18 protein-coding genes are annotated in these 19,723 nt (G+C 33.6%); 6 read left to right on the forward strand and 12 right to left on the reverse strand.

Annotated elements, in window-relative coordinates; all coding sequences use genetic code 11:
• Window positions 1-129: 129 nt before the first annotated feature.
• The 7 genes from murD to mraZ all read right to left on the reverse strand — a co-directional run bounded on the left by murD (window position 130) and on the right by mraZ (window position 8,018).
• Window positions 130-1,464, reverse strand: a complete 1,335-nt coding sequence (murD, locus tag ABD816_RS14345) for a UDP-N-acetylmuramoyl-L-alanine--D-glutamate ligase (RefSeq protein WP_344928526.1) — start codon at window positions 1,462-1,464, stop codon at window positions 130-132.
• A gap of 1 nt (window position 1,465) precedes the next feature.
• A complete protein-coding gene (mraY, locus tag ABD816_RS14350) occupies window positions 1,466-2,695 on the reverse strand; it encodes a phospho-N-acetylmuramoyl-pentapeptide-transferase (RefSeq protein WP_344928528.1) in 1,230 nt (409 codons plus the stop codon).
• 50 nt (window positions 2,696-2,745) lie between these two features.
• Window positions 2,746-4,209: a UDP-N-acetylmuramoyl-L-alanyl-D-glutamate--2,6-diaminopimelate ligase gene (locus tag ABD816_RS14355; RefSeq protein WP_344928530.1), complete on the reverse strand. Its 1,464-nt coding sequence runs from the start codon at window positions 4,207-4,209 to the stop codon at window positions 2,746-2,748.
• A complete protein-coding gene (locus ABD816_RS14360) occupies window positions 4,206-6,200 on the reverse strand; it encodes a penicillin-binding protein (protein ID WP_344928532.1) in 1,995 nt (664 codons plus the stop codon). The genes ABD816_RS14355 and ABD816_RS14360 overlap by 4 nt, the downstream gene beginning before the upstream one ends.
• A gap of 6 nt (window positions 6,201-6,206) precedes the next feature.
• Window positions 6,207-6,518: an FtsL-like putative cell division protein gene (locus tag ABD816_RS14365; protein WP_344928533.1), complete on the reverse strand. Its 312-nt coding sequence runs from the start codon at window positions 6,516-6,518 to the stop codon at window positions 6,207-6,209.
• 74 nt (window positions 6,519-6,592) lie between these two features.
• Window positions 6,593-7,489: a 16S rRNA (cytosine(1402)-N(4))-methyltransferase RsmH gene (gene rsmH / locus ABD816_RS14370; RefSeq protein ID WP_344928535.1), complete on the reverse strand. Its 897-nt coding sequence runs from the start codon at window positions 7,487-7,489 to the stop codon at window positions 6,593-6,595.
• Between the two features lie 61 nt (window positions 7,490-7,550).
• Window positions 7,551-8,018 (reverse strand): division/cell wall cluster transcriptional repressor MraZ, encoded by a 468-nt coding sequence (gene mraZ / locus ABD816_RS14375; protein WP_344928537.1) that lies wholly within the window; start codon window positions 8,016-8,018, stop codon window positions 7,551-7,553.
• A gap of 309 nt (window positions 8,019-8,327) precedes the next feature.
• Between mraZ and ABD816_RS14380 the strand changes: the two genes are divergently transcribed.
• From ABD816_RS14380 to ABD816_RS14390, 3 genes are all read left to right on the forward strand, one after another.
• Window positions 8,328-9,092, forward strand: coding sequence for an alpha/beta fold hydrolase (locus ABD816_RS14380; protein WP_344928540.1), 765 nt, complete (start codon window positions 8,328-8,330; stop codon window positions 9,090-9,092).
• A 13-nt stretch (window positions 9,093-9,105) separates the two neighbouring features.
• Window positions 9,106-9,714 (forward strand): ribosome biogenesis GTP-binding protein YihA/YsxC, encoded by a 609-nt coding sequence (yihA, locus tag ABD816_RS14385; protein WP_344928542.1) that lies wholly within the window; start codon window positions 9,106-9,108, stop codon window positions 9,712-9,714.
• Between the two features lie 185 nt (window positions 9,715-9,899).
• Window positions 9,900-10,349, forward strand: a complete 450-nt coding sequence (locus ABD816_RS14390) for a hypothetical protein (RefSeq protein WP_344928546.1) — start codon at window positions 9,900-9,902, stop codon at window positions 10,347-10,349.
• A gap of 159 nt (window positions 10,350-10,508) precedes the next feature.
• Here ABD816_RS14390 and gldC read toward each other — a convergent pair whose 3' ends face one another.
• Window positions 10,509-10,847, reverse strand: coding sequence for a gliding motility protein GldC (gene gldC, locus ABD816_RS14395; RefSeq protein ID WP_344928547.1), 339 nt, complete (start codon window positions 10,845-10,847; stop codon window positions 10,509-10,511).
• Complete coding sequence (gldB, locus tag ABD816_RS14400; RefSeq protein WP_344928549.1) at window positions 10,847-11,815, reverse strand: gliding motility lipoprotein GldB; 969 nt, start codon at window positions 11,813-11,815, stop codon at window positions 10,847-10,849. The genes gldC and gldB overlap by 1 nt, the downstream gene beginning before the upstream one ends.
• A gap of 157 nt (window positions 11,816-11,972) precedes the next feature.
• Here gldB and nadE point away from each other — a divergent pair, with 157 nt between their 5' ends.
• Both nadE and ABD816_RS14410 read left to right on the forward strand, forming a co-directional pair.
• Window positions 11,973-12,761: an NAD(+) synthase gene (gene nadE, locus ABD816_RS14405; protein ID WP_344928551.1), complete on the forward strand. Its 789-nt coding sequence runs from the start codon at window positions 11,973-11,975 to the stop codon at window positions 12,759-12,761.
• A 133-nt stretch (window positions 12,762-12,894) separates the two neighbouring features.
• Window positions 12,895-13,527, forward strand: a complete 633-nt coding sequence (locus ABD816_RS14410; protein WP_344928553.1) for a response regulator — start codon at window positions 12,895-12,897, stop codon at window positions 13,525-13,527.
• Here ABD816_RS14410 and dnaG read toward each other — a convergent pair.
• From dnaG to ABD816_RS14425, 3 genes are all read right to left on the reverse strand, one after another.
• Window positions 13,524-15,503, reverse strand: coding sequence for a DNA primase (gene dnaG / locus ABD816_RS14415; protein WP_344928554.1), 1,980 nt, complete (start codon window positions 15,501-15,503; stop codon window positions 13,524-13,526). The two genes, ABD816_RS14410 and dnaG, sit on opposite strands and share 4 nt — an antisense overlap.
• Window positions 15,504-16,164: 661 nt before the next feature.
• Window positions 16,165-16,563: an ACT domain-containing protein gene (locus ABD816_RS14420; RefSeq protein WP_344928555.1), complete on the reverse strand. Its 399-nt coding sequence runs from the start codon at window positions 16,561-16,563 to the stop codon at window positions 16,165-16,167.
• Window positions 16,564-16,676: 113 nt separating this feature from the next.
• Window positions 16,677-16,805 carry a hypothetical protein gene (locus tag ABD816_RS14425; RefSeq protein ID WP_344928557.1) on the reverse strand — a complete coding sequence of 43 codons (129 nt, stop codon included), beginning with the start codon at window positions 16,803-16,805 and terminating at the stop codon, window positions 16,677-16,679.
• 449 nt (window positions 16,806-17,254) lie between these two features.
• Here ABD816_RS14425 and ABD816_RS14430 point away from each other — a divergent pair, with 449 nt between their 5' ends.
• Window positions 17,255-19,591 carry a malectin domain-containing carbohydrate-binding protein gene (locus tag ABD816_RS14430; protein ID WP_344928558.1) on the forward strand — a complete coding sequence of 779 codons (2,337 nt, stop codon included), beginning with the start codon at window positions 17,255-17,257 and terminating at the stop codon, window positions 19,589-19,591.
• The last annotated feature ends 132 nt before the right edge of the window (window positions 19,592-19,723 follow it).

Consider the following 19,723-nt stretch of genomic DNA (forward strand, 5'->3'; position numbering starts at 1 on the left):
CTCTATCTATACTAATTCTATTTATGATTAATTTTTAAATTTTTCTTCGTTTCCTTCTTTCTTCCGGAACACTACTACTTACTCCAAGCTACTTATATTATTAGTAAACTTTATACTTTAATTTCTTTTCTATAACTCCCGCACGGCTTCTTTAAATTCTCTTCCTCTCTGTTCATAATTTTTAAACAAGTCAAAACTTGCACAAGCAGGTGACAATAATACATTTTCATTACGCTCAGCAATTTTATACGCCATATTCACAGCTTCCTTCATGGATTGGGTTTCTGTGATATTATCAACACAATTACCAAACGCATTTATTATTTTAGAATTATCCACTCCAAGACAGATGATTGCTTTTACTTTTTCATTTACTAAAGGATATAAATCCGAATAATCATTTCCTTTATCAACCCCTCCAACTATCCAAACAGTAGAAGATTTCATTGCATCTAATGCATAGAAAGTAGCGTTTACATTGGTTGCTTTAGAGTCATTAATGTATTGTACATTATTAATTTTTAGCACATGTTCTAATCTATGTTCCACACCATGAAAATTCTCAAGACACTCTCTTATTGTTGTCTTTCTAATTTTTAATAGTTGTGATACTGTAGATGCAGCCATTGCATTCTTCACATTGTGATTTCCTTTTAGTGCTAAGTTGTCTGTTGGCATGGTAAATTCGTTATTATCTATTATTATTTTAATATGTTCCCCTTCCAGATATGCTCCCTTCTCTACCTTTCGCTTTAATGAAAAAGGTAATAAGATGGAACGTACAGGATGTGTTTCTAAATATGCATTGATTACCTCATCATCTCCATCATAAATGAAATAATCATGCGCTGTTTGATTCATTATAATCCTAAACTTTGAAGCGATATAATTTTCAAATTTATACTCATATCGATCCAAATGATCAGGTGTAATATTTGTTAATACTGCAATATGCGGTGCGAACTCCTTAATACCATCGAGTTGAAAACTACTTAACTCCAAAACGTGATACAGCGTATCATTTTCTGCCACTTGCATTGCAAAACTATCTCCTATGTTACCAGCCATACTTACATCTAATCCTCCTCGCTTCAGAATATCATATGTCAGCATCGTTGTAGTAGTTTTACCATTACTCCCTGTAATTCCTACAATAGTAGACTCTGTATATCCGGCAGCAAACTCAATCTCTGATACTACAGGAATTCCTTTTTCCCTAAGCTTTTTAACTATCGGCACCTCATCAGGAATTCCAGGACTTTTCATTACCATATCGGCTGTTAAAATTATCGCTTCAGTATGTTGTTGATCTTCCCATTTAATATCAAAATCCAGAAGAACTTTTCTATAGATATCTTTTATAACTCCTTTATCCGAGACAAATACTTCATACCCTTTTTTTTTGCCTAAAACAGCGGTACCTATACCACTCTCTCCTCCTCCTAAAATGACTAACTTCTTCACACTATCTTACTTTTAAAGTAATTACTGCGATAATTGCCAGAAAAATTCCTATGATCCAAAATCTTGCTACAATTTTACTTTCATGAATTCCTTTTTTTTGATAATGATGATGTAACGGCGACATAAGAAAAATTCTTTTTCCTTCTCCATATTTCTTTCTGGTATATTTAAACCAGGTAACTTGCATCATCACGGATACAACCTCAATAAAAAATATTCCACATATAATAGGAATCAAAAATTCCTTCCGTATTGCAATTGCTATTACCGCTATAATTCCACCTATGGTCAAACTTCCTGTATCCCCCATAAACACCTGAGCCGGATAGGTATTATACCATAAAAACCCAACTAATGCACCTGCAAATCCAGCAACATAAATCGTGATTTCTCCAGAATTAGGTATATACATCACATTGAGATAATCTGAAAAAACGATATTACCAGACACCCATGCAAATAGTGCCAGTGTCAATACAATAATAGCCGAGGATCCTGCGGCGAGCCCATCAATTCCATCGGTCAGATTAGCTCCATTAGACACGGCAGTTACTATAAAAATAACAATAGGTATAAATATTACCCACGCATATTTTGCAAAATCAGGGTTGATCCACGTAATTAAACTTGCATAATCAAATTCATTATTTTTGATAAGTGGCAAAGTTGTTTTTGTGGATTTGATTGCTGGATTAAATTCTGACTGATCACCTACAGCAATTACTTCTTCTACACCTGCTATAACTTTTTCTTGTTTTACAGTTATATCTTTATGAAAATACATAGTACATCCTACGATAAGCCCTAATCCAACCTGACCAATAACCTTAAACTTTCCTGCTAAGCCTTCTTTATCCTTTTTCTTTATTTTTAAATAATCATCAGTAAAACCAATAACTCCCATCCATAAAGTAGTGATGATCAAAAGAATCACATATATATTATCCAGTTTAGCAAATAGTAATGCTGGAACAAGTGTAGCCAAAATTATAATGATCCCTCCCATGGTTGGCGTACCCGCTTTCTCAGATTGTCCTTCTAGACCTAACTCCCTAATACTCTCACCCATTTGTTTTTTTGCCAGAAAACCGATGATTCGCTTACCATAGATGGTAGAAATCAAAAGAGAACTTATGATTGCAAGTGCTGCTCTAAACGTGATAAACTGAAATAACGAAGCGCCAGGCACTTGATATTCATTTTCCAGATATTGAAACAAATAGTATAACATAATTTATCTTTATCTTTCCCTTACCATTACTGGTTGGATCTAAATATTTTTTACTTACCTAATTTTTTTAATTCTTCTTTAATGATTTCAAAATCATTAAAATCAACCCGGACTCCATCAGTTTCCTGATAAGTTTCGTGACCTTTTCCTGCAATCAGAATAATATCATTCTCTTCTGCAAACTGACAGGCTGTACGTATAGCTTGTTTTCTATCTGTAATCGACGTTATTTTCTTATAATCCTGTGGTTCTACACCTTTTTCCATCGCTTCAATGATCTGATGAGGATCTTCTGTTCTTGGGTTATCACTCGTAAAAATCACCTTATTACTCAATTTTGCAGCAATATTACCCATCACCGGGCGCTTCATTTTATCTCTATCTCCTCCACAGCCTACCACTGTAATTAGCGTTTCATTATTGGTTCTGATATCTCCAATTGTTTCCAATACATTTTTTAAAGCATCCGGCGTATGCGCGTAATCCACAATTGCAGTAATCTTAGTATCAGAAATTAAGTATTGAAACCTCCCACTAACACTTTCTAAATCACTTAACAACCTTAAAGTCTCTAAGGTCTCTAAGCCTAGTAACTCTGCGGTTCCAAAAATTGCCAAAAGATTATATGCATTAAAACTTCCTATCAATTTTGTCCAAACTTCGTGATCATTAAATTTCAACAATAATCCACCTAAACCATTTTCCAAAATCTGCCCTCTGTAATCTGCGTATGACTTTAAGGCATAACTATATTGTCTTGCCTTGGTATTCTGAAGCATAAAGCCTCCGTTTTTATCATCTTTATTCACTAAAGCAAATGCTTTATTGCTTAAGCCATCAAAGAATATTTTTTTTACATCTCGATACTCTTTAAATGTATTATGATAATCTAAATGATCATGAGAAAGATTAGTAAACACTCCTCCCTCAAACATTAATCCTTCTGTTCGTTTTTGATCAATCCCATGAGAACTCACCTCCATAAAGCAATACTCAATTCCCTCTGCATTCATTTCTTTGAGATAGTAATTAATTGTTAAAGAATCTGGTGTAGTATGTGTTGCTTTATGCTCTTTAGTATCGACCATAATTTTCACTGTAGACAACAACCCTACTTTAAAACCTGCTTTTTTAAATAGCTGATATAATAAAGATGCGATAGTAGTTTTTCCGTTGGTACCCGTTATTCCAATCAACCGAAGGTTTTCTGAGGGTGAGCCATAATAATTAGAAGCCGCTATAGCCAAAGCCTGTTGCGCATCGGCTACTTGCACATAAGTCACTCCTTCTACCAATACTTCTGGCATCTTCTCACAGATAATAGCAGTTGCACCTAGATTAATTGATTTTTCTATATATTCATGTCCATCAACAACAGTTCCTCTAATTGCTACAAACATATCATCCTGAGTAATTTTCCGGGAATCAAATTCGATTTTATTAATATGAGTCGTAGTATTACCCACCACCGCATTAATTGCTACCTTATATAATATGTCTTTTAATTCTTTCACGATAATTCTAACCTTATTGTTTGATTAGCCTTTACTTTAACTCCTGGTTCTATAGATTGTGTTTTTACATTCCCAGAACCTCTCACATCTACTTTTAATCCCATATTTTCTAATAAAGAAATCACATCCATTACAGGCATTCCTACCACATCAGGCATAATCGTTTTATATTTACGTGATTTCTTATAATATGCTTCATAACTTTGGCTAACAAGTTTACTGGTTGTAATTATTGAAGTAACCTCATCAACTACAGGAATATCATTATATACTTTTAATGCAATTTCTTTAAAAACAGGAGCAGCTACGATATTTCCATAATACCCTTTCTTCTTATCTGGTTTATGAATTACGACAATACAAGAATATCTGGGATCCTCTGCAGGAAAATAACCGGCAAAAGAAGAGATATACTCTCGTTCTCGATCCTTTCCATAATTACCCCAACACGTTCCTGTTTTACCTGCAATCTGAAAATTATCTGTCTGAAGATTAGTTGCTGTTCCTCTAACAACTACATTCTTCATCATCTCCTGAGCAATCTTCGCTGTTTCTTTAGAACAAACCGCCGAGTTTATTACTTCTTTATCAAATTTTTCTTTAGTTCGATCCCAAGCTTTCACCTCCTTAATAAATCTAGGCTTTACCATTTCGCCATCATTAGCAATTGCATTATAAAAAGACAATGTTTGTAGTGGTGTAAGAGCCACGCCATACCCATGTGCCATCCATGGTAAAGTTGTGCCATACCAATCTTTATCTCCCGGATAAGGGATTTTTGGTTTACCTTCTCCTTTTATCGATAGACCTAATGTCTTATGCAGCCCCATATTCATTAATCTATTCACAAATTTCTTAGGATCTTCTTTATAATTTTCATCAATTATTTTAGCAAAGGCAGTATTTGAAGATAGTTCAAAAGCCTTAGCAGCAGATATCTCACCATACCCTCCCCATTTTGAATCTTTTACGACCCTATCATAAAATTTTACCCTTCCGTTTTCTGTATCTACTACATAGCTGGAATCAATCACATTATCTTCTAGTGCCGCCACCATCGCCATTAGTTTAAATGTTGATCCAGGTTCATGCGATTCTCCCACTGCATAATTCAGCTTTTCATAATATTTGCCAGATTTAGTACGCCCCAGATTAGAGATTGCCTTTATTTCTCCTGTTTTTGTCTCCATAACGACGACGGTACCGTGTTCTGCATCAAATTCTTCTAATTGCGCCAATAGTGCGTGATGTGTAATATCCTGTACATTAACATCAATCGTAGAAATGACATCGTATCCATCCTGAGGCTCTACTTCATTAACATCTCCAATTGGTTTCCACTGATTTTTTGCAATCTTTTGTTTCTTTCTTTTTCCTTCTTTTCCTCTTAAAAATGGACCATAAGCTCCCTCTAATCCCACTCTGGTATAATAACCCTGATCATCCTGACGCTCATACCCAACAGTACGTTCTGCTATTTTACCTATAGGATGTTCTCTGACAGTACGCTGTTCTACTATCAATCCACCTCTGTTTGCTCCAAAAGAAAACAAGGGGAAATTTTTAACTCTCATATATTGAGAGTATCCCATATTTCTTCTAATTAAAAAGTATCTGTTTTTATTTGCTTTGGCTGCTCTTAATACTTTATTATAATGTGATGCAGGTTTACCAAACTCCTTAGAAAGAGATTCACATAATCCTTTGATATGATCCCTAAAATCTTTGTCATTAACAGTTACTGCATCAAATCGAATATCATACTTAGGAACAGAAGTAGCCAACAAATTCCCCTTACTATCATACAAATTCCCTCGGTTGGCAGGAATATCAAAAGTCTTAAAAACTCTTTCTTCTCCTTTAGCACGATACATATCTCCTTCTACAAACTGCGTATTCACTAATTTTACCAAAACCAGAATGGCAAAAACAGACATACAACCTGCTACGAGATATAATCGATTCAATATATTTTTATCCTTTATAGCCAAACTATATTAGTTTTTTACAATTATTTTTTGGGGAGGCTGAGTAGGCCTTTTAATTCCTTTTTTAATCATCTTCTCCATCACTGATGACTCCATTTTCAACTGCATTAATTCTGTTCTACCATCCACAAATTGAGTCCTTAATTCTCTAACCTCATTACTTAATTTTGCTATCTCATGCACTTTACTTTCTGCATTATGAGAGCTTGCAATCATAATAATTGCTAAAAAGGAAAGAAAAAGTAACATCCTCCAGTTTTTCATTGCATCATCCGCAATCAGAAACTTACCTTTTAATATGTCATATATTTTTTGTTTCATTTTTAACTACTACAATATTCTTATGTATGTGATCGTACCGTTCTTTATTCGTTAATTCAATACTTTACATCTTCTTAGATTCTCTCTGCTATTCTTAATTTGGCACTTCGAGCCCTATTATTCATTTTAACCTCTTCAGCTGATGGCACTATCAATCCACCTACCTTCTTAAAAGGGACAGATACATTTCCATATACATCTTTTTCTGGCTCCCCTTCAAACATACCCCCTCTTATAAATCTTTTTACTAATCGATCCTCTAATGAGTGATAGGATATAAGACTTATTCGTCCTCCTTCAGTCAACAGATCTTGTGTTTGCAACAAAAATTCTTTAAGAACTTCTATTTCCTGATTCACTTCAATCCGAATGGCTTGATAAATCTGAGCCAATATTTTATGCTCTTTATGCCGTGGCAAAAAAGATTGCAATAGCTCCTTTAAACGAACACTTGTTTTTATAGGAGCTTCTTCTCTTCCCTCAACTATTGCTCTCGCCAGTTTAGGTGCATTTCGTAATTCACCATATACCAAAAGAACCTTTCTTAAATCTGATTCATCATAATCATTAATCACGTGATAAGCAGACAGCTCACCATGTTGATTCATTCTCATATCCAGATCCGCTTCGAATCGAGTAGAAAACCCTCTTTCTGCGACATCGAACTGATGTGATGAAACTCCAAAATCTCCAAGAATACCATCTACTTTCTTAATTCCATGAAATCGAAGAAATCGTTTGATAAATCGAAAATTCTCATGAATCAACGTAAATCGTTCATCCTGTATCGTATTTATTAAAGCATCAGCATCCTGGTCAAAAGCAAATAATTTTCCGTCAGCACCTAATCGCTCCAATATTTCTCTAGAGTGCCCACCACCACCAAATGTCACATCTACGTAGACTCCATCAGACTTAATCGCAAGCCCATTTACTGTTTCTCTAAGTAGTACCGGATTATGATATTCCATGTATTTTATTTATATCTATTAGATCATAAAAATTTATTATGAATGCATTTTCCAAACACAATTAATCCTGATCTGCTTCCTCATCAAAATCCATCACTTCTTCAGCCAACTCCGCAAAATCAACTGCTGCATCATCAATTGCTTTTTCATATTGATCCTTATCCCATATCTCGATAATATTAACAGCAGAAGACAACACCAATTCTTTCTTTATCCCAGCAAAACTCACAAGATCTTTAGGAATCAAAAGACGACCAGTAGCATCAATCTCTACAATTTTTACTCCTGCGGTAAATCGTCTTATAAAGTCATTATTTTTCTTTTTAAACCGATTCAGTCCATTCATTTTTTTCATCAAAAGATTCCATTCTTGCATCGGGTACAACTCTAAACAAGACTGAAAAACAGCTCTTTTCACTACAAAACCATCTTGTAACACGGGCGAAAGCTGCTTTTTAAAAGCAGCAGGCATCATCAAACGCCCTTTAGCATCTGCCTTACACTCGTATGTACCGATGAGATTTATCACTTTTACCTTCCTACATATTAAATTATTCAAATATATTGAAAAATATACCACTTTTTACCACAATCTACCACATTGTTAATAAGTTGTATGGCAAAATGAGGAAAAAGTATCTTCCTAAAGATTAATATTTCACCTACATCTACGATCACAGTGAATTGATAAAATATTGGTATTGACCTATTCAGGCGTGGATTGATTCACTTAAAAAAAAAATCCTGGAAAATCATTTTGCACTATTGATAAAAAATCTTCAAACTAATAATGAAAATGTTATATTTGCTTTTAATTCTTGTAAGAAAGAAGTTATTAATGAAGCACGAATTGAAAAAAACTGGAAAGTTCAGCTACCTAGAAATAGGTGAAGGCACTCCAATTGTTATACTGCACGGATTGATGGGGGCATTAAGTAACTTTAATGGAGTTAGCTCTTATTTTCCAGCCCATGGGTACAAAGTTTTGATCCCTGAATTACCTATATACAACCTACCTTTACTAAAAACAAAAGTTAGCACTTACGCTAAATTTACTAAAGACTTTATTGACAAGCTAGGTCTTGAAGAAGTAATCCTTTTGGGTAATTCTTTAGGTGGACATATTGCTTTATTATGTACTAAGTTATATCCAGAAAAGGTAAAAGCATTAGTGATTACCGGAAGTTCTGGTCTTTACGAAAGTGCTATGGGCGAAAGTTACCCCAAGCGTGGCGATTACGAATACATAAAAGCTAAAGCAGAAAATGTTTTCTACGATCCAGCAATCGCAACAAAAGAGATTGTCGACGAAGTATACGCTACGGTGAATGATCGTAATAAGCTCATTAGAACATTAGCTATTGCAAAAAGTGCAATCAGACATAATATGGCTAATGATCTTCCTAATATGAACACACCTACATGTATTATCTGGGGGAAAGATGACAATGTTACTCCACCAGAGGTAGCAGATGATTTTAATAGATTGTTACCTGATTCTGATTTATACTGGATAGAAAAATGTGGTCATGCCGCTATGATGGAACATCCTGATGAGTTTAATACCATTTTTCATGCGTGGCTGCAAAAACGTAATTTCTAATTCATAGAGCAATATGAAAATTAGTAGCGCTGAATTTATCATTAGTAATAGTGATGTCAGCAAGTGTCCTAAAGATGTCTTACCAGAATATGCTTTTATAGGAAGATCTAATGTCGGAAAATCTTCTTTGATAAATATGCTTACTGACCGTAAGAGTTTAGCAAAAACATCAGGAAGACCAGGAAAAACTCAATTAATTAATCATTTTTTGATTAATAAAAATTGGTTTTTAGTCGATTTACCGGGGTATGGCTATGCCAGAGTATCTAAATCTACAAAAAAAGTATTCCAAAAATTTATAACCGCATATTTTGCAAAACGAACTCAACTGGTTAGTGCGTTTGTTCTAGTAGATTGCCGTCACGAACCCCAGAAAATAGACTTAGAGTTTATGCAATGGCTGGGAGAGCATCAAGTTCCTTTTTCTATTATTTTTACAAAATGCGATAAACTTTCTAAAAATAAGTTACCTGTTCAAATAGAGCTATATACCAAAGAAATGCTAAAATACTGGGAAGAAATGCCTAATTATTTTCTAACATCGTCCTCCTCGTCATTAGGAAAAGAAGAACTTCTTACTTATATAGCAGAGGTGAATGAGCAATTGAAAGATCGTAAATAACTAACAATCAATTAGCTTCATTTTTTAACATCTACTATCAACAGATAAATCTATAAGATAAGTATAGATAATAATGTGTACTAAATAATGAAATATAACTTTAAGTTAATTAACTATTAATTAATATTTCGGGGAATAATAATCATTAATTTCAGGGAATAAACACTTAATCTTAAATTCACATTATGAAAAATCTATTTTTATTTGCGACTATTTTATTATTAGTCTCTTGTTCTGGCGATGAAACTAACGAACAAGTATTAGAAACATCAAATTTAAGTTTCTCCACCTGTGATGGATACGGGGTTTTTGACAACGTTGATTATGATTGCGGATGGAAAAGGGGGTATGGAGATTGGGTATATCATTATAATATTACTGTAGCTCAATATAATTATGACCCATGTGAAGAAATAAGAATTGTAGGAACTGATGGTGGCATATTTACTCTGTATGCAGGTCAAACTGACGCTTCTCATGCCATAATTGGATTAACTCAAAATAATAATCAAGCATATTATGATGATTTATTTGATGATCTTTCTACGGATTACTTAAAAGGAAAAGCAGCTGGATACCAATGGGGTAGAGGTCAAGAACCTCTAGCAGCAGCAGACCCTGATTGCTTTTTTTAGATAGTTTTAACTAAAATTATAAACATCACGAATTCTTTAGTAATAGAAAAAGAATTCGTGATGTTTATAAACTAATTTGTGTGTTTTCCAATCATATCGTGTATTATAAAAACATAGATTAGTAACTCTTTAATTAAAAATTAGAATATCATTAATCAATTATTTCTTTTTCAACTCAAGTTTTTCAGCAAAATAATCACAAAAATCCTTCATTGTTGCCGTCATTTTTTCATCCTGAGTAGCCCGTAAAAATGTTTCGCTCATTCCTACCAGAGTCTGATGAAAGAACATCTTCATCTCATCTACTGGCATATCTTTAGTCCACAAATCGATACTTAATCCCTCTTTATTTTTACTATCCCACACAGATAAAAGCATCGCCTTGGTCTCTTCATTCTCTACCCCTCCATCTTTTGCGGTCCATTGTAACCGTTCTGGAACTCGGTTTACATCTAATTCTATTTCTATTTTTATTTCTGAAGTATGTGTATCTGACATTATCGTGCTGGTTTATATTTTGAGGTATTAAAAATCGTTTCGGCATCTGCCACTAATAATTGACGCAAAGATACATTGTTATTTTCCATATAAGAAGAAACAATTTTCCATCCAATATATTGACCTATCCTATCAGGCGCCTCCTGATCAATTTGCTCTAAATAAAACTTTGAAAAGGGACCAGGATAAATAAATCTAGGTGATAATTCTGCTTCAGTACTAAATAATAGTTGTTTTTCTATAAAATACCTCCACACTTCCTCTTCATTCGCTTCTGCCCATGCATACTGCTCTTCTGTATATCCTATTTTATGAGCTTCAGAAAAATCAGGAAGAAAAAGGTTTTTTAGATATAATTCTTTACCATAGTAAATTAAGTTAGCCAGAAATGTCCTGTTTCTTGGTAATTCTACTAATTGCTTTGCATACATCTCAGCAATATCAGGAATGATTTGATCTCTTTTAAAATTACGTTTTAAATATGCCTGAATTCCGTCATAAAAATGATGTTCTGCACCCAGATATGTATCTAGTGATATTATTAATAAGTTATCTGCCAAAATTACTTTTCGCTGATAGTCTACATCAGATGTTATTGTAATGACTCTGGGTACTGTAACTTCAGGGAAATAATACTTTATATGTTGCAAAAGTGAGCGTATTTGTACCTTCTCTTCAGAAAAGTCATTATATTTTTTTTCTACCTCTTCATTAATTTCCAATTGTATCGTATCCTTAACTTTTGTAAGCCAAATACTATCATCAAACTTTTTTGGAAAAAAAAAGGGATATTCTTCCTTTACACTTTCTATATTTTCTGGAGTTACATCTGCAAAAATCCGATCAAAACGTTCAATAGTTACCTCTACAGGTATCTTCGCTGATTCAATTTCTACCTTGTTTTCCTCTTTACAAGACCATAATATGCAAAAAATGATCCCTATTTTAAAAAACTTTATACTCTTCATCCCAATATCATAATTTATATACAATTACTTTCACTTATTCTATAACGACGTCTTTTTTTATTAATTTTATGATTGCAAAGTTACTGCAGAACTTATACACTTCTTATTTTAAGAAACTTTTTTTAAATAAAAATAGTACGCACAAAAAATAAAAAATATGCAAACAGAAAAAGTAGCTAATCATATTGTAAACTGGTTAAAAGAATATGCATCACAAGCAAACATAAAAGGATTTGTTATAGGGATAAGTGGAGGAATCGATAGCGCAGTCACTTCTACCTTATGTGCGAAGACGGGACTAGAAACTTTATGTGTCGAAATGCCTATTCATCAAGCACCTAGTCATGTAACCAGAGCTCAGGAACATATTACTCAATTAAAAGAAAAATTTAATAATGTAACAGACACGCGTGTAGACTTAACACCAGTATTCGAAACCTTTAAATCTTCTGTTCCTACAAGTGATTCTGAAGCAAAACTCCATCTTACACTTGCCAATACTCGTGCACGTTTAAGAATGACCTCTTTATATTATTTAGCAGGACTGCATGGATACTTAGTTGCTGGAACAGGAAATAAAGTTGAAGATTTTGGCGTAGGTTTTTATACTAAATATGGTGATGGTGGCGTTGATATAAGTCCAATAGCTGATTTATTAAAAAGTGAGGTGTATGCCTTAGCCAGCTATTTAGAAGTTCCTCATTCTATACAAGTTGCAGCTCCTACAGATGGTCTATTTGGAGATAGCAGAAGTGATGAAGATCAACTAGGAGCAAGTTATGATGAACTGGAATGGGCTATGAAAATGAGCGAAGAAGGTAAAAAGGATACGGATTTTACAGGTAGAGAGCAAGAGGTGTTTAAAATTTATACTCGCCTAAATACGGTAAACCAACATAAAATGATACCGATTCCGGTCTGTAACATACCTTTTGACCTGCTATAATGCTCTTTTTAACGATAATCGTATAAAAAAAAGTGTAAGAATAGCAGTTCTTAGTAATTTTGTAAAGAAAGCATACCCCGATAAGATGTTAACACAATCAATTAATAAATTAACATTATCAATCGAAAAAAGAATGACAAACATTTTAATCGCAGATCATCATCCCATTACAAGAAAAGGGATCGTTTCTTTGCTTAGAAATTCTGAAGATTTTGAAATCATCGGAAAGGTCAGTAATGGAAACGAGATGTATGATATCCTGAAAATGAACACTCCAGATGTACTCATTATGGAGTTAGACTTACCTCAGATTAATGGTATAATGGCATTGCGTACCATTAAAAAAGAATTTTCAGGTATTAAAGTAATTATTTTCAGCTCACATCCTGAAGAAATGTATGCACTGAGTGCAATTAAAGCTGGAGCTTCTGCTTATTTATCAAAAACAGTACCTACTAAAACACTTAAAAAAGCTATAGAGCGTGTTGCAAGAGGTGGAATATATCTAAATGATAATCTAACTCAACAACTGGCAAATGGTAATACTAGTGAGAATAATATGGTCGTAAAATATAAGAAACTCTCTTCTCGAGAAATAGAAGTCTTAAATCTTTTATCCTCTGGTAAACGAAATAAAGATATTGCCAGTACCTTGTCTATTAATGAAAAGACGGTAAGCACTTATAAAACAAGATTATTAAAAAAACTTAAAGTAGATAATCTCGCAGACCTTATACATCAATCCAGATTACTCCATATTAATTAAATTACACGATTTAATTTTTCTGAAAGTAATTTTTTTAATGAAATATAATCCATAATATCCTGAATAGTTTCTGTGTTATTTGGATTCTCATTATCTTGATTAGCACTCTGAGCTTTTACTTCTTGTGAAAGCTCTTCTATTTTTTTAACAATCAAAAATCTCCTAAGATTAAGAATAGTATCAGAGACATACTGAGAGATACTTTGATCTTTCTTTTTTACATGAATCTCCATGTCTACCCATCTATGTAATGCATGTCGCTCTTCATCCATCATAATCTCAGTAATCTCGTATGCAATCTCTGGAGGAATCTGATTGATAAAGTTTTCTATTTTAAAATCTTCTTGTTGGTGTAACTGATCTATTAGAACGGAATAAATGCTCTTAAAAGTAGCATGTGCAAATTCAATCTCATCTTCCTGTAAGTCCAGATATACTTTTTCAAAAACCTTCGTTGTAAATAATTCTGGTTCTAAATAAAGATCACCATCCTCATTTTCCTTCATAATTAAATCTTCAAACTCCTCTTCTTGATTACCATACAATAAAAGGATTTCTATAATTTTTTTTTCAAATCCATTTTGCTCATTAATTTTAGGAAGCTTTGGACTTTCTTTTTTGACTACCTCCAGAGATTTTCTATCTTTCCTTATTTCTTTTCTCTGATCCTTAATCTCCACATTACGAATCTGCGCCAGTGTATCAAATAATACATCCTCAGAAATATCCATAATCCTGGAACATTCCTGCACATAGATTTCTCGCTTTATCACATCAGGGATTTTAGCAATACTAGTGACCATATCCCTTACTAATTCTGCTTTTTTAATCGGATCATTCTCAGACTCTTTTTGCAATAAGGAGGCCTTAAATCTAATAAAATCCTGAGCATTTTCTTCTAAATATGTAGTAAGTTCTTCTAACGTATTTTGCTTTGCAAAACTATCAGGATCCTCTCCTTCAGGAAAACTACAGACTCTCACATTCATTCCCTGCTCTAGAATAAGATCTATTCCTCTTACAGAAGCCCTAAGTCCTGCTGCATCTCCATCAAATAATACCGTTATATTTTTAGTCAACCTACTTATCAAACGAATCTGATCACTGGTCAATGCCGTTCCTGATGAAGAAACTACATTGACTACTCCAGTTTGATGAAATTGAATTACATCCGTATACCCTTCTACAAGAAAACAATTGTCTTCTTTTGCTATGGCTTGTTTTGCTTGATAAATACCATACAACACTTTACTTTTATGGTAAACATCACTTTCAGGAGAGTTCAGATACTTAGCTGCCTTTTTTTCATTTGTAAGAATTCTTCCTCCAAAACCCAATATACGACCAGACATTGATTGAATAGGAAACATAACACGCCCTTTGAATCTATCAAACTGTTTTTCTTCTTTTACAATGGTAAGTCCGGTTTTTTCTAAAAATTCTAATTTATAAGCTTTTCTAAGTGCTTCTGAAGTAAATGCATCCCAAGTATCCGGAGAGTATCCTAATCCAAATTTTTGCATGGTCTCTGTTGTAAAACCGCGCTCTTTAAAATAAGTTAACCCGATTGCTTTACCTTTTTCTGTTTTATGTAGGGTATTCTGAAAAAAAGTATTAGCAAACTCATTGACCAGATACATGCTTTCTCTGTCATCAGCTTGCTCTTTTTGCTCATCGGTTTGTTCTGTTTCCTCTACTTCTATATTATATTTTTTCGCCAGATATTTAATTGCTTCTGGATAGGTAAAATGCTCGTGTTCCATCAAAAACGCAATAGCATTGCCACCCTTACCACTAGAGAAATCTTTCCAGATCTGTTTTACGGGAGACACCATAAACGATGGAGATTTTTCATCACTAAATGGGCTCAAGCCTTTAAAATTACTTCCAGCTTTTTTAAGCTGTACAAAATCACCGATCACCTCTTCTAAGCGTATTGCTTCAAACACTGCATCTATGGTAGCCTTATGAATCATTATTCTTTTATTAGAGTTTTATGAGCATTTCTAGGATACAAATCTAATTGATTTTACATTTAATTCGAATTAACTTTATAGGTTTTATTTGTATTCGAAATTACAGGATGACTAGTTTTTAAGATGGTAAATCTCACATTGTCTTCTACGGCGGTAATATTCGTAAATTCATAGATATTATTACCCAAAGAAAAGGCCCAGCAATTAGGGTTTCATTATTAAACAAACCTTCGTTAATTGTATCGGCTAACAGTTTTAGAAGACCTAATGAAATCGCTCCCAATCCTGTCAGATTACACCTCATATCGACTCCACCTGATTCACTTAAATCCAGATCCCTTATTCCAGCAGAATTAACTACGCCATCAATAAGAATATTTGTTACAAAAAGACCATTTGAAGTATTATACCATTTTCAAAAGGAGAAGTATATTTATTTGTTCCAACACCTCCCGGACCAGTTTGACAGAATACCGTTTTTTATATTATACATTACATAACTGTTAAAGGAAGTAATTGTATAGCATACATTTATAAAGTCTTTTAAAAATTATTACTCACTATAAACTCTAAGGTTTTTTCTTATTTAAAATTAGACACTTAGGTCTTTACAGCAATATCCTATTATTAGTATTTGCAAATACCATTCTTTATGTTGGTTTTAATAATTTTCAGACAAACCTTCTAAAACCCGAATTGCCTTTTCTGAATCTTTTATATCCACAAAAATATGGTCATGATAATATCCAGCAATTACATTACAACTTATTTCATTGCGGGCTAGTTCTGCAGAAAATAGTGCGGTCAAACCCACTGCTTCCAGGGATGAATGAATCATTAATGTAATCCAGGAAGCAATATATTGATAGGTAAGATTCAATTCATCCGCCTTTTTTCTCTCTATAACAACTGTTACACCTTCATTTTCTTTAAATTCGCAAATAGTATCATTACGATCAATTTTACTAAGATCTTTTATTGATGAAAACACATACTCTCCCTCATTAAGTGTAGGGCTCATGTTCTTAATTAATTCAGCTATTTCTTTCTCACCAGCCATTTTTATTGTTTTTACTTTATAAACCCTTTATCACAATAAAAAAAGTAATCGTCATACTTTTTTCTGTGTTAAAGTTTAGTTTGTGATTTTTTTTGATTTCCATTTATCTCTAATTAGATTTCTATAGTATCTTGGTTCGTCTTAAATAAGTCTGCATCAAAACTTGAATATAAGATTAATTCTAAAATATTATTTCTACCTACATTTTCTTTTACGACTTTTATATCATGATTGTATTCCATTTTTTACCGTTGAATGCTAGTTTTAATACTTGTGATATTTTCTCTGAGAATTGTATACTTCAAAACGAGAACCCCAAACACTTTCAGTTTTAATAAAAAATATTCTCATTATACATAACAGCATTCTGTTGGATAACTATTACATCGTACTTCCTATTAAAAACAATACCTCTGTTGGATTCTACTTTTTAGTAATATACATATAGTTTTGATTACTGATTTTTTTAAGTGTATTGAGTAAACATATCAAGATTGAGAGGAATAATAAGAGGGATTTTAACAAAAAAAAACATAAATCAACCTAATGACAACCTAAAATCAGTGAATGTACACCTTTTGCTAACCTATTAATTTAAGCTACATCAAAGGAATACTTTAACTTTAATAAAACAAACTTGTACGTTCTGTATATATCTATATAAGGTGTATAATTAAAAACACAAATCTTTATGAAATTTCAAACTTCTAAACTTATTTCAGCAACATTTATATGGGTTTTCTTAAGCTCTATGGCAGTTGTAAGTGCAATGCATACTTTTACAACAACAAATACAGAGAATGAATCTAGTATTTCTATTTTATGTAATATTCGAAATACTCCTATCCAGAATGATGTTGATAACGTTATATTTCGAATCAATTGTGGAGGAAATAATGTAACCGAAAGCGGGATAACGTATGTGAGTGATCAGTATTTTATTGGAGGGAGAGAGGTCAGCAATGAAATAGGAGAAACAATATCTGATGCTGATATAGATATTTACACTACAGAGCGTTCTTCTTTAAACGGCGCTAACAATGCTTTCGCTTACGAAATACCCGTAACTAATGGTAGTTATACGATAAAGCTACATTTTGCTGAAATATACTTTACCGGTCAGCAGGGTAAAGGTGCAGATGGTCCTGGCAAACGCATCTTTGATGTTATTTTAGAAGGTGATACTATACTTGATGAATATGATATTAATGATGATGTTGGCTCTATGACTGCAGTTGTTAAGATCTTTGAAGACATACTTATTTCTGATGAAACCATTAATATTGATTTCTCCTCAACTATAAATAACCCTAAGATATCAGGTATTGAAATCTTAAGTTCTGAGGGAGAAGTTGTTATCAACGATTGTGAATGGAGAGAGGGAGAATTTGCTGATGCTCAATATGAGCATATTGAAGGACAGAGCGCGGTTGTGGACAATAAATTATATATGTTTGCTGCCGTAACTACGAATGGTGCAACCCAAGGAGCACAATATATAACCGTAGCTGATGACTCAGAAGTTTTTGATCCAAGTACGAATACATGGTCTGATATTACACCTATGCCCGGTGATCCTGATAACCCAAACGGCACTGGGACTACAACACATGCAGCCATGCAGGCCATTGGCGACGAGATATGGATGATAGGTGGATTTATTGGACCTCAAGACAATACCGTTACCCCTAAAATAAAACCAAGCCCTTCAAGCAAAGTCCAGATTTATAACACAAAAACCGATACCTATCGTGAAGGTCCAATTTTGCCATTCTTAGCAGCAGCAGGAGCTGCCACTTTAGTAGGGGATAACCTTCATTATTATGGAGGGTTAAAAACTAATGATAGAGATACAGGCTCTGAATTTCACTATTATCTGGACACAACTAACGAAGCTGCTGGTTGGATTCGACTTGCAGATATGCCAAACCCGAGATGTCATCTAGGAGGCACTAGTGTTGATGGTATTATATACGCAGTAGGTGGTCAATTCGGACATGATGGAGGACGTATCTTAACCAATTTGGTACATGCCTATGACCCACAAACCGATACCTGGATTCAAAAAGCAGATTTACCTGATACAACAACCGGAACTTATACAGCTGTAGATGAAGGTGGGGCTTCTCATTTTGAGATGGGAACTATCTCTCATAATGGAAAAATTATCGTCGCAGGTGGCATCAATCAGCGCAGAGAAATCATGGAATACGATCCAGCTCTTGATGAGTGGTCTGAGGTTTGTGTTCTTCCAGAAGATACAGCATTAACACCTACCGTGTTTGTATATGAAGATAAATTAATTGTTACCTGTGGAGGTCTTACTAATTGGTCGCCCACAAAGAAAACAAGATGGATTCCTATAGAAGCTTCAACTGTAGTACCACTTACTAGATTTGAAGCAGAAGATTATGATAATAAATCATCAAGTCCTCGCGTAGAAGTAAGTACCGCAGAAATAACGAACGTAGGCTTTATTACTAATAATGATTACTTGAGCTTTAATGATGTAGACCTTACTGGAATAAGCAGCTTTAATGCCAGAGTTTCTTGTAAACTTATTGGTGGTACAATAGAAGTTCGTTTAGGAAGTACCACAGGAACATTGATAGGTGAAGCATTTGTAGAAAATACAGGAGGAAACCTTGTATATGAAACGGTAAGTGGTGACTTAGATAGTGTAACTGGCGTAAATGATATTTATTTTGTTTTCACAGGAGGTAATAGTTGGTTATTTAATATAGACTGGTTCGAATTTTCTACAGCGATACCGACAAAAAGCGCAAAAAACATGGCAAAGACGGATATTGCTCCTATGCTAGCATATCCTAACCCATCTAATGGATTATTAACTATCGAAAATCTACCCGAAAAAGCAATCATAACATTATCAGATATATCAGGTAAAATAATAAAGATATCAGAATCCACTAATGGCACAACAAGACTATTAAACTTGAATACTTTAGATAGTGGGATGTATATTATTTCAGCAAATGGAGAGACTCAAACGATAATAAAAGAATAGTTTTTCGCTCGACTAACATATGAAAATAAACCACTATGGATTAAATTCTATAGTGGTTCATTATTACTACTAAAGACTTGTTACCAGTTTTATCTTCTTATAATGTAACACACAAAAGTTAATCCCATAGTA

The sequence above is a fragment of the Aquimarina addita genome, from assembly GCF_039539305.1.
Taxonomy (GTDB): domain Bacteria; phylum Bacteroidota; class Bacteroidia; order Flavobacteriales; family Flavobacteriaceae; genus Aquimarina; species Aquimarina addita.

Bases quoted from the DNA above. Each gene is read 5' to 3' on its own strand.
- ABD816_RS14420 (WP_344928555.1), bottom strand. From the start codon at position 16,563: ATGGCTGGTGAGAAAGAAATAGCTGAATTAATTAAGAACATGAGCCCT.
- gldB (WP_344928549.1), bottom strand. From the start codon at position 11,815: ATGAAGAGTATAAAGTTTTTTAAAATAGGGATCATTTTTTGCATATTA.
- nadE (WP_344928551.1), top strand. From the start codon at position 11,973: ATGCAAACAGAAAAAGTAGCTAATCATATTGTAAACTGGTTAAAAGAA.
- yihA (WP_344928542.1), top strand. From the start codon at position 9,106: ATGAAAATTAGTAGCGCTGAATTTATCATTAGTAATAGTGATGTCAGC.
- ABD816_RS14380 (WP_344928540.1), top strand. From the start codon at position 8,328: ATGAAGCACGAATTGAAAAAAACTGGAAAGTTCAGCTACCTAGAAATA.
- gldC (WP_344928547.1), bottom strand. From the start codon at position 10,847: ATGTCAGATACACATACTTCAGAAATAAAAATAGAAATAGAATTAGAT.
- ABD816_RS14390 (WP_344928546.1), top strand. From the start codon at position 9,900: ATGAAAAATCTATTTTTATTTGCGACTATTTTATTATTAGTCTCTTGT.
- ABD816_RS14410 (WP_344928553.1), top strand. From the start codon at position 12,895: ATGACAAACATTTTAATCGCAGATCATCATCCCATTACAAGAAAAGGG.
- ABD816_RS14425 (WP_344928557.1), bottom strand. From the start codon at position 16,805: ATGGAATACAATCATGATATAAAAGTCGTAAAAGAAAATGTAGGTAGA.
- rsmH (WP_344928535.1), bottom strand. From the start codon at position 7,489: ATGGAATATCATAATCCGGTACTACTTAGAGAAACAGTAAATGGGCTT.
- ABD816_RS14365 (WP_344928533.1), bottom strand. From the start codon at position 6,518: ATGAAACAAAAAATATATGACATATTAAAAGGTAAGTTTCTGATTGCG.
- ABD816_RS14430 (WP_344928558.1), top strand. From the start codon at position 17,255: ATGAAATTTCAAACTTCTAAACTTATTTCAGCAACATTTATATGGGTT.
- dnaG (WP_344928554.1), bottom strand. From the start codon at position 15,503: ATGATTCATAAGGCTACCATAGATGCAGTGTTTGAAGCAATACGCTTA.
- mraY (WP_344928528.1), bottom strand. From the start codon at position 2,695: ATGTTATACTATTTGTTTCAATATCTGGAAAATGAATATCAAGTGCCT.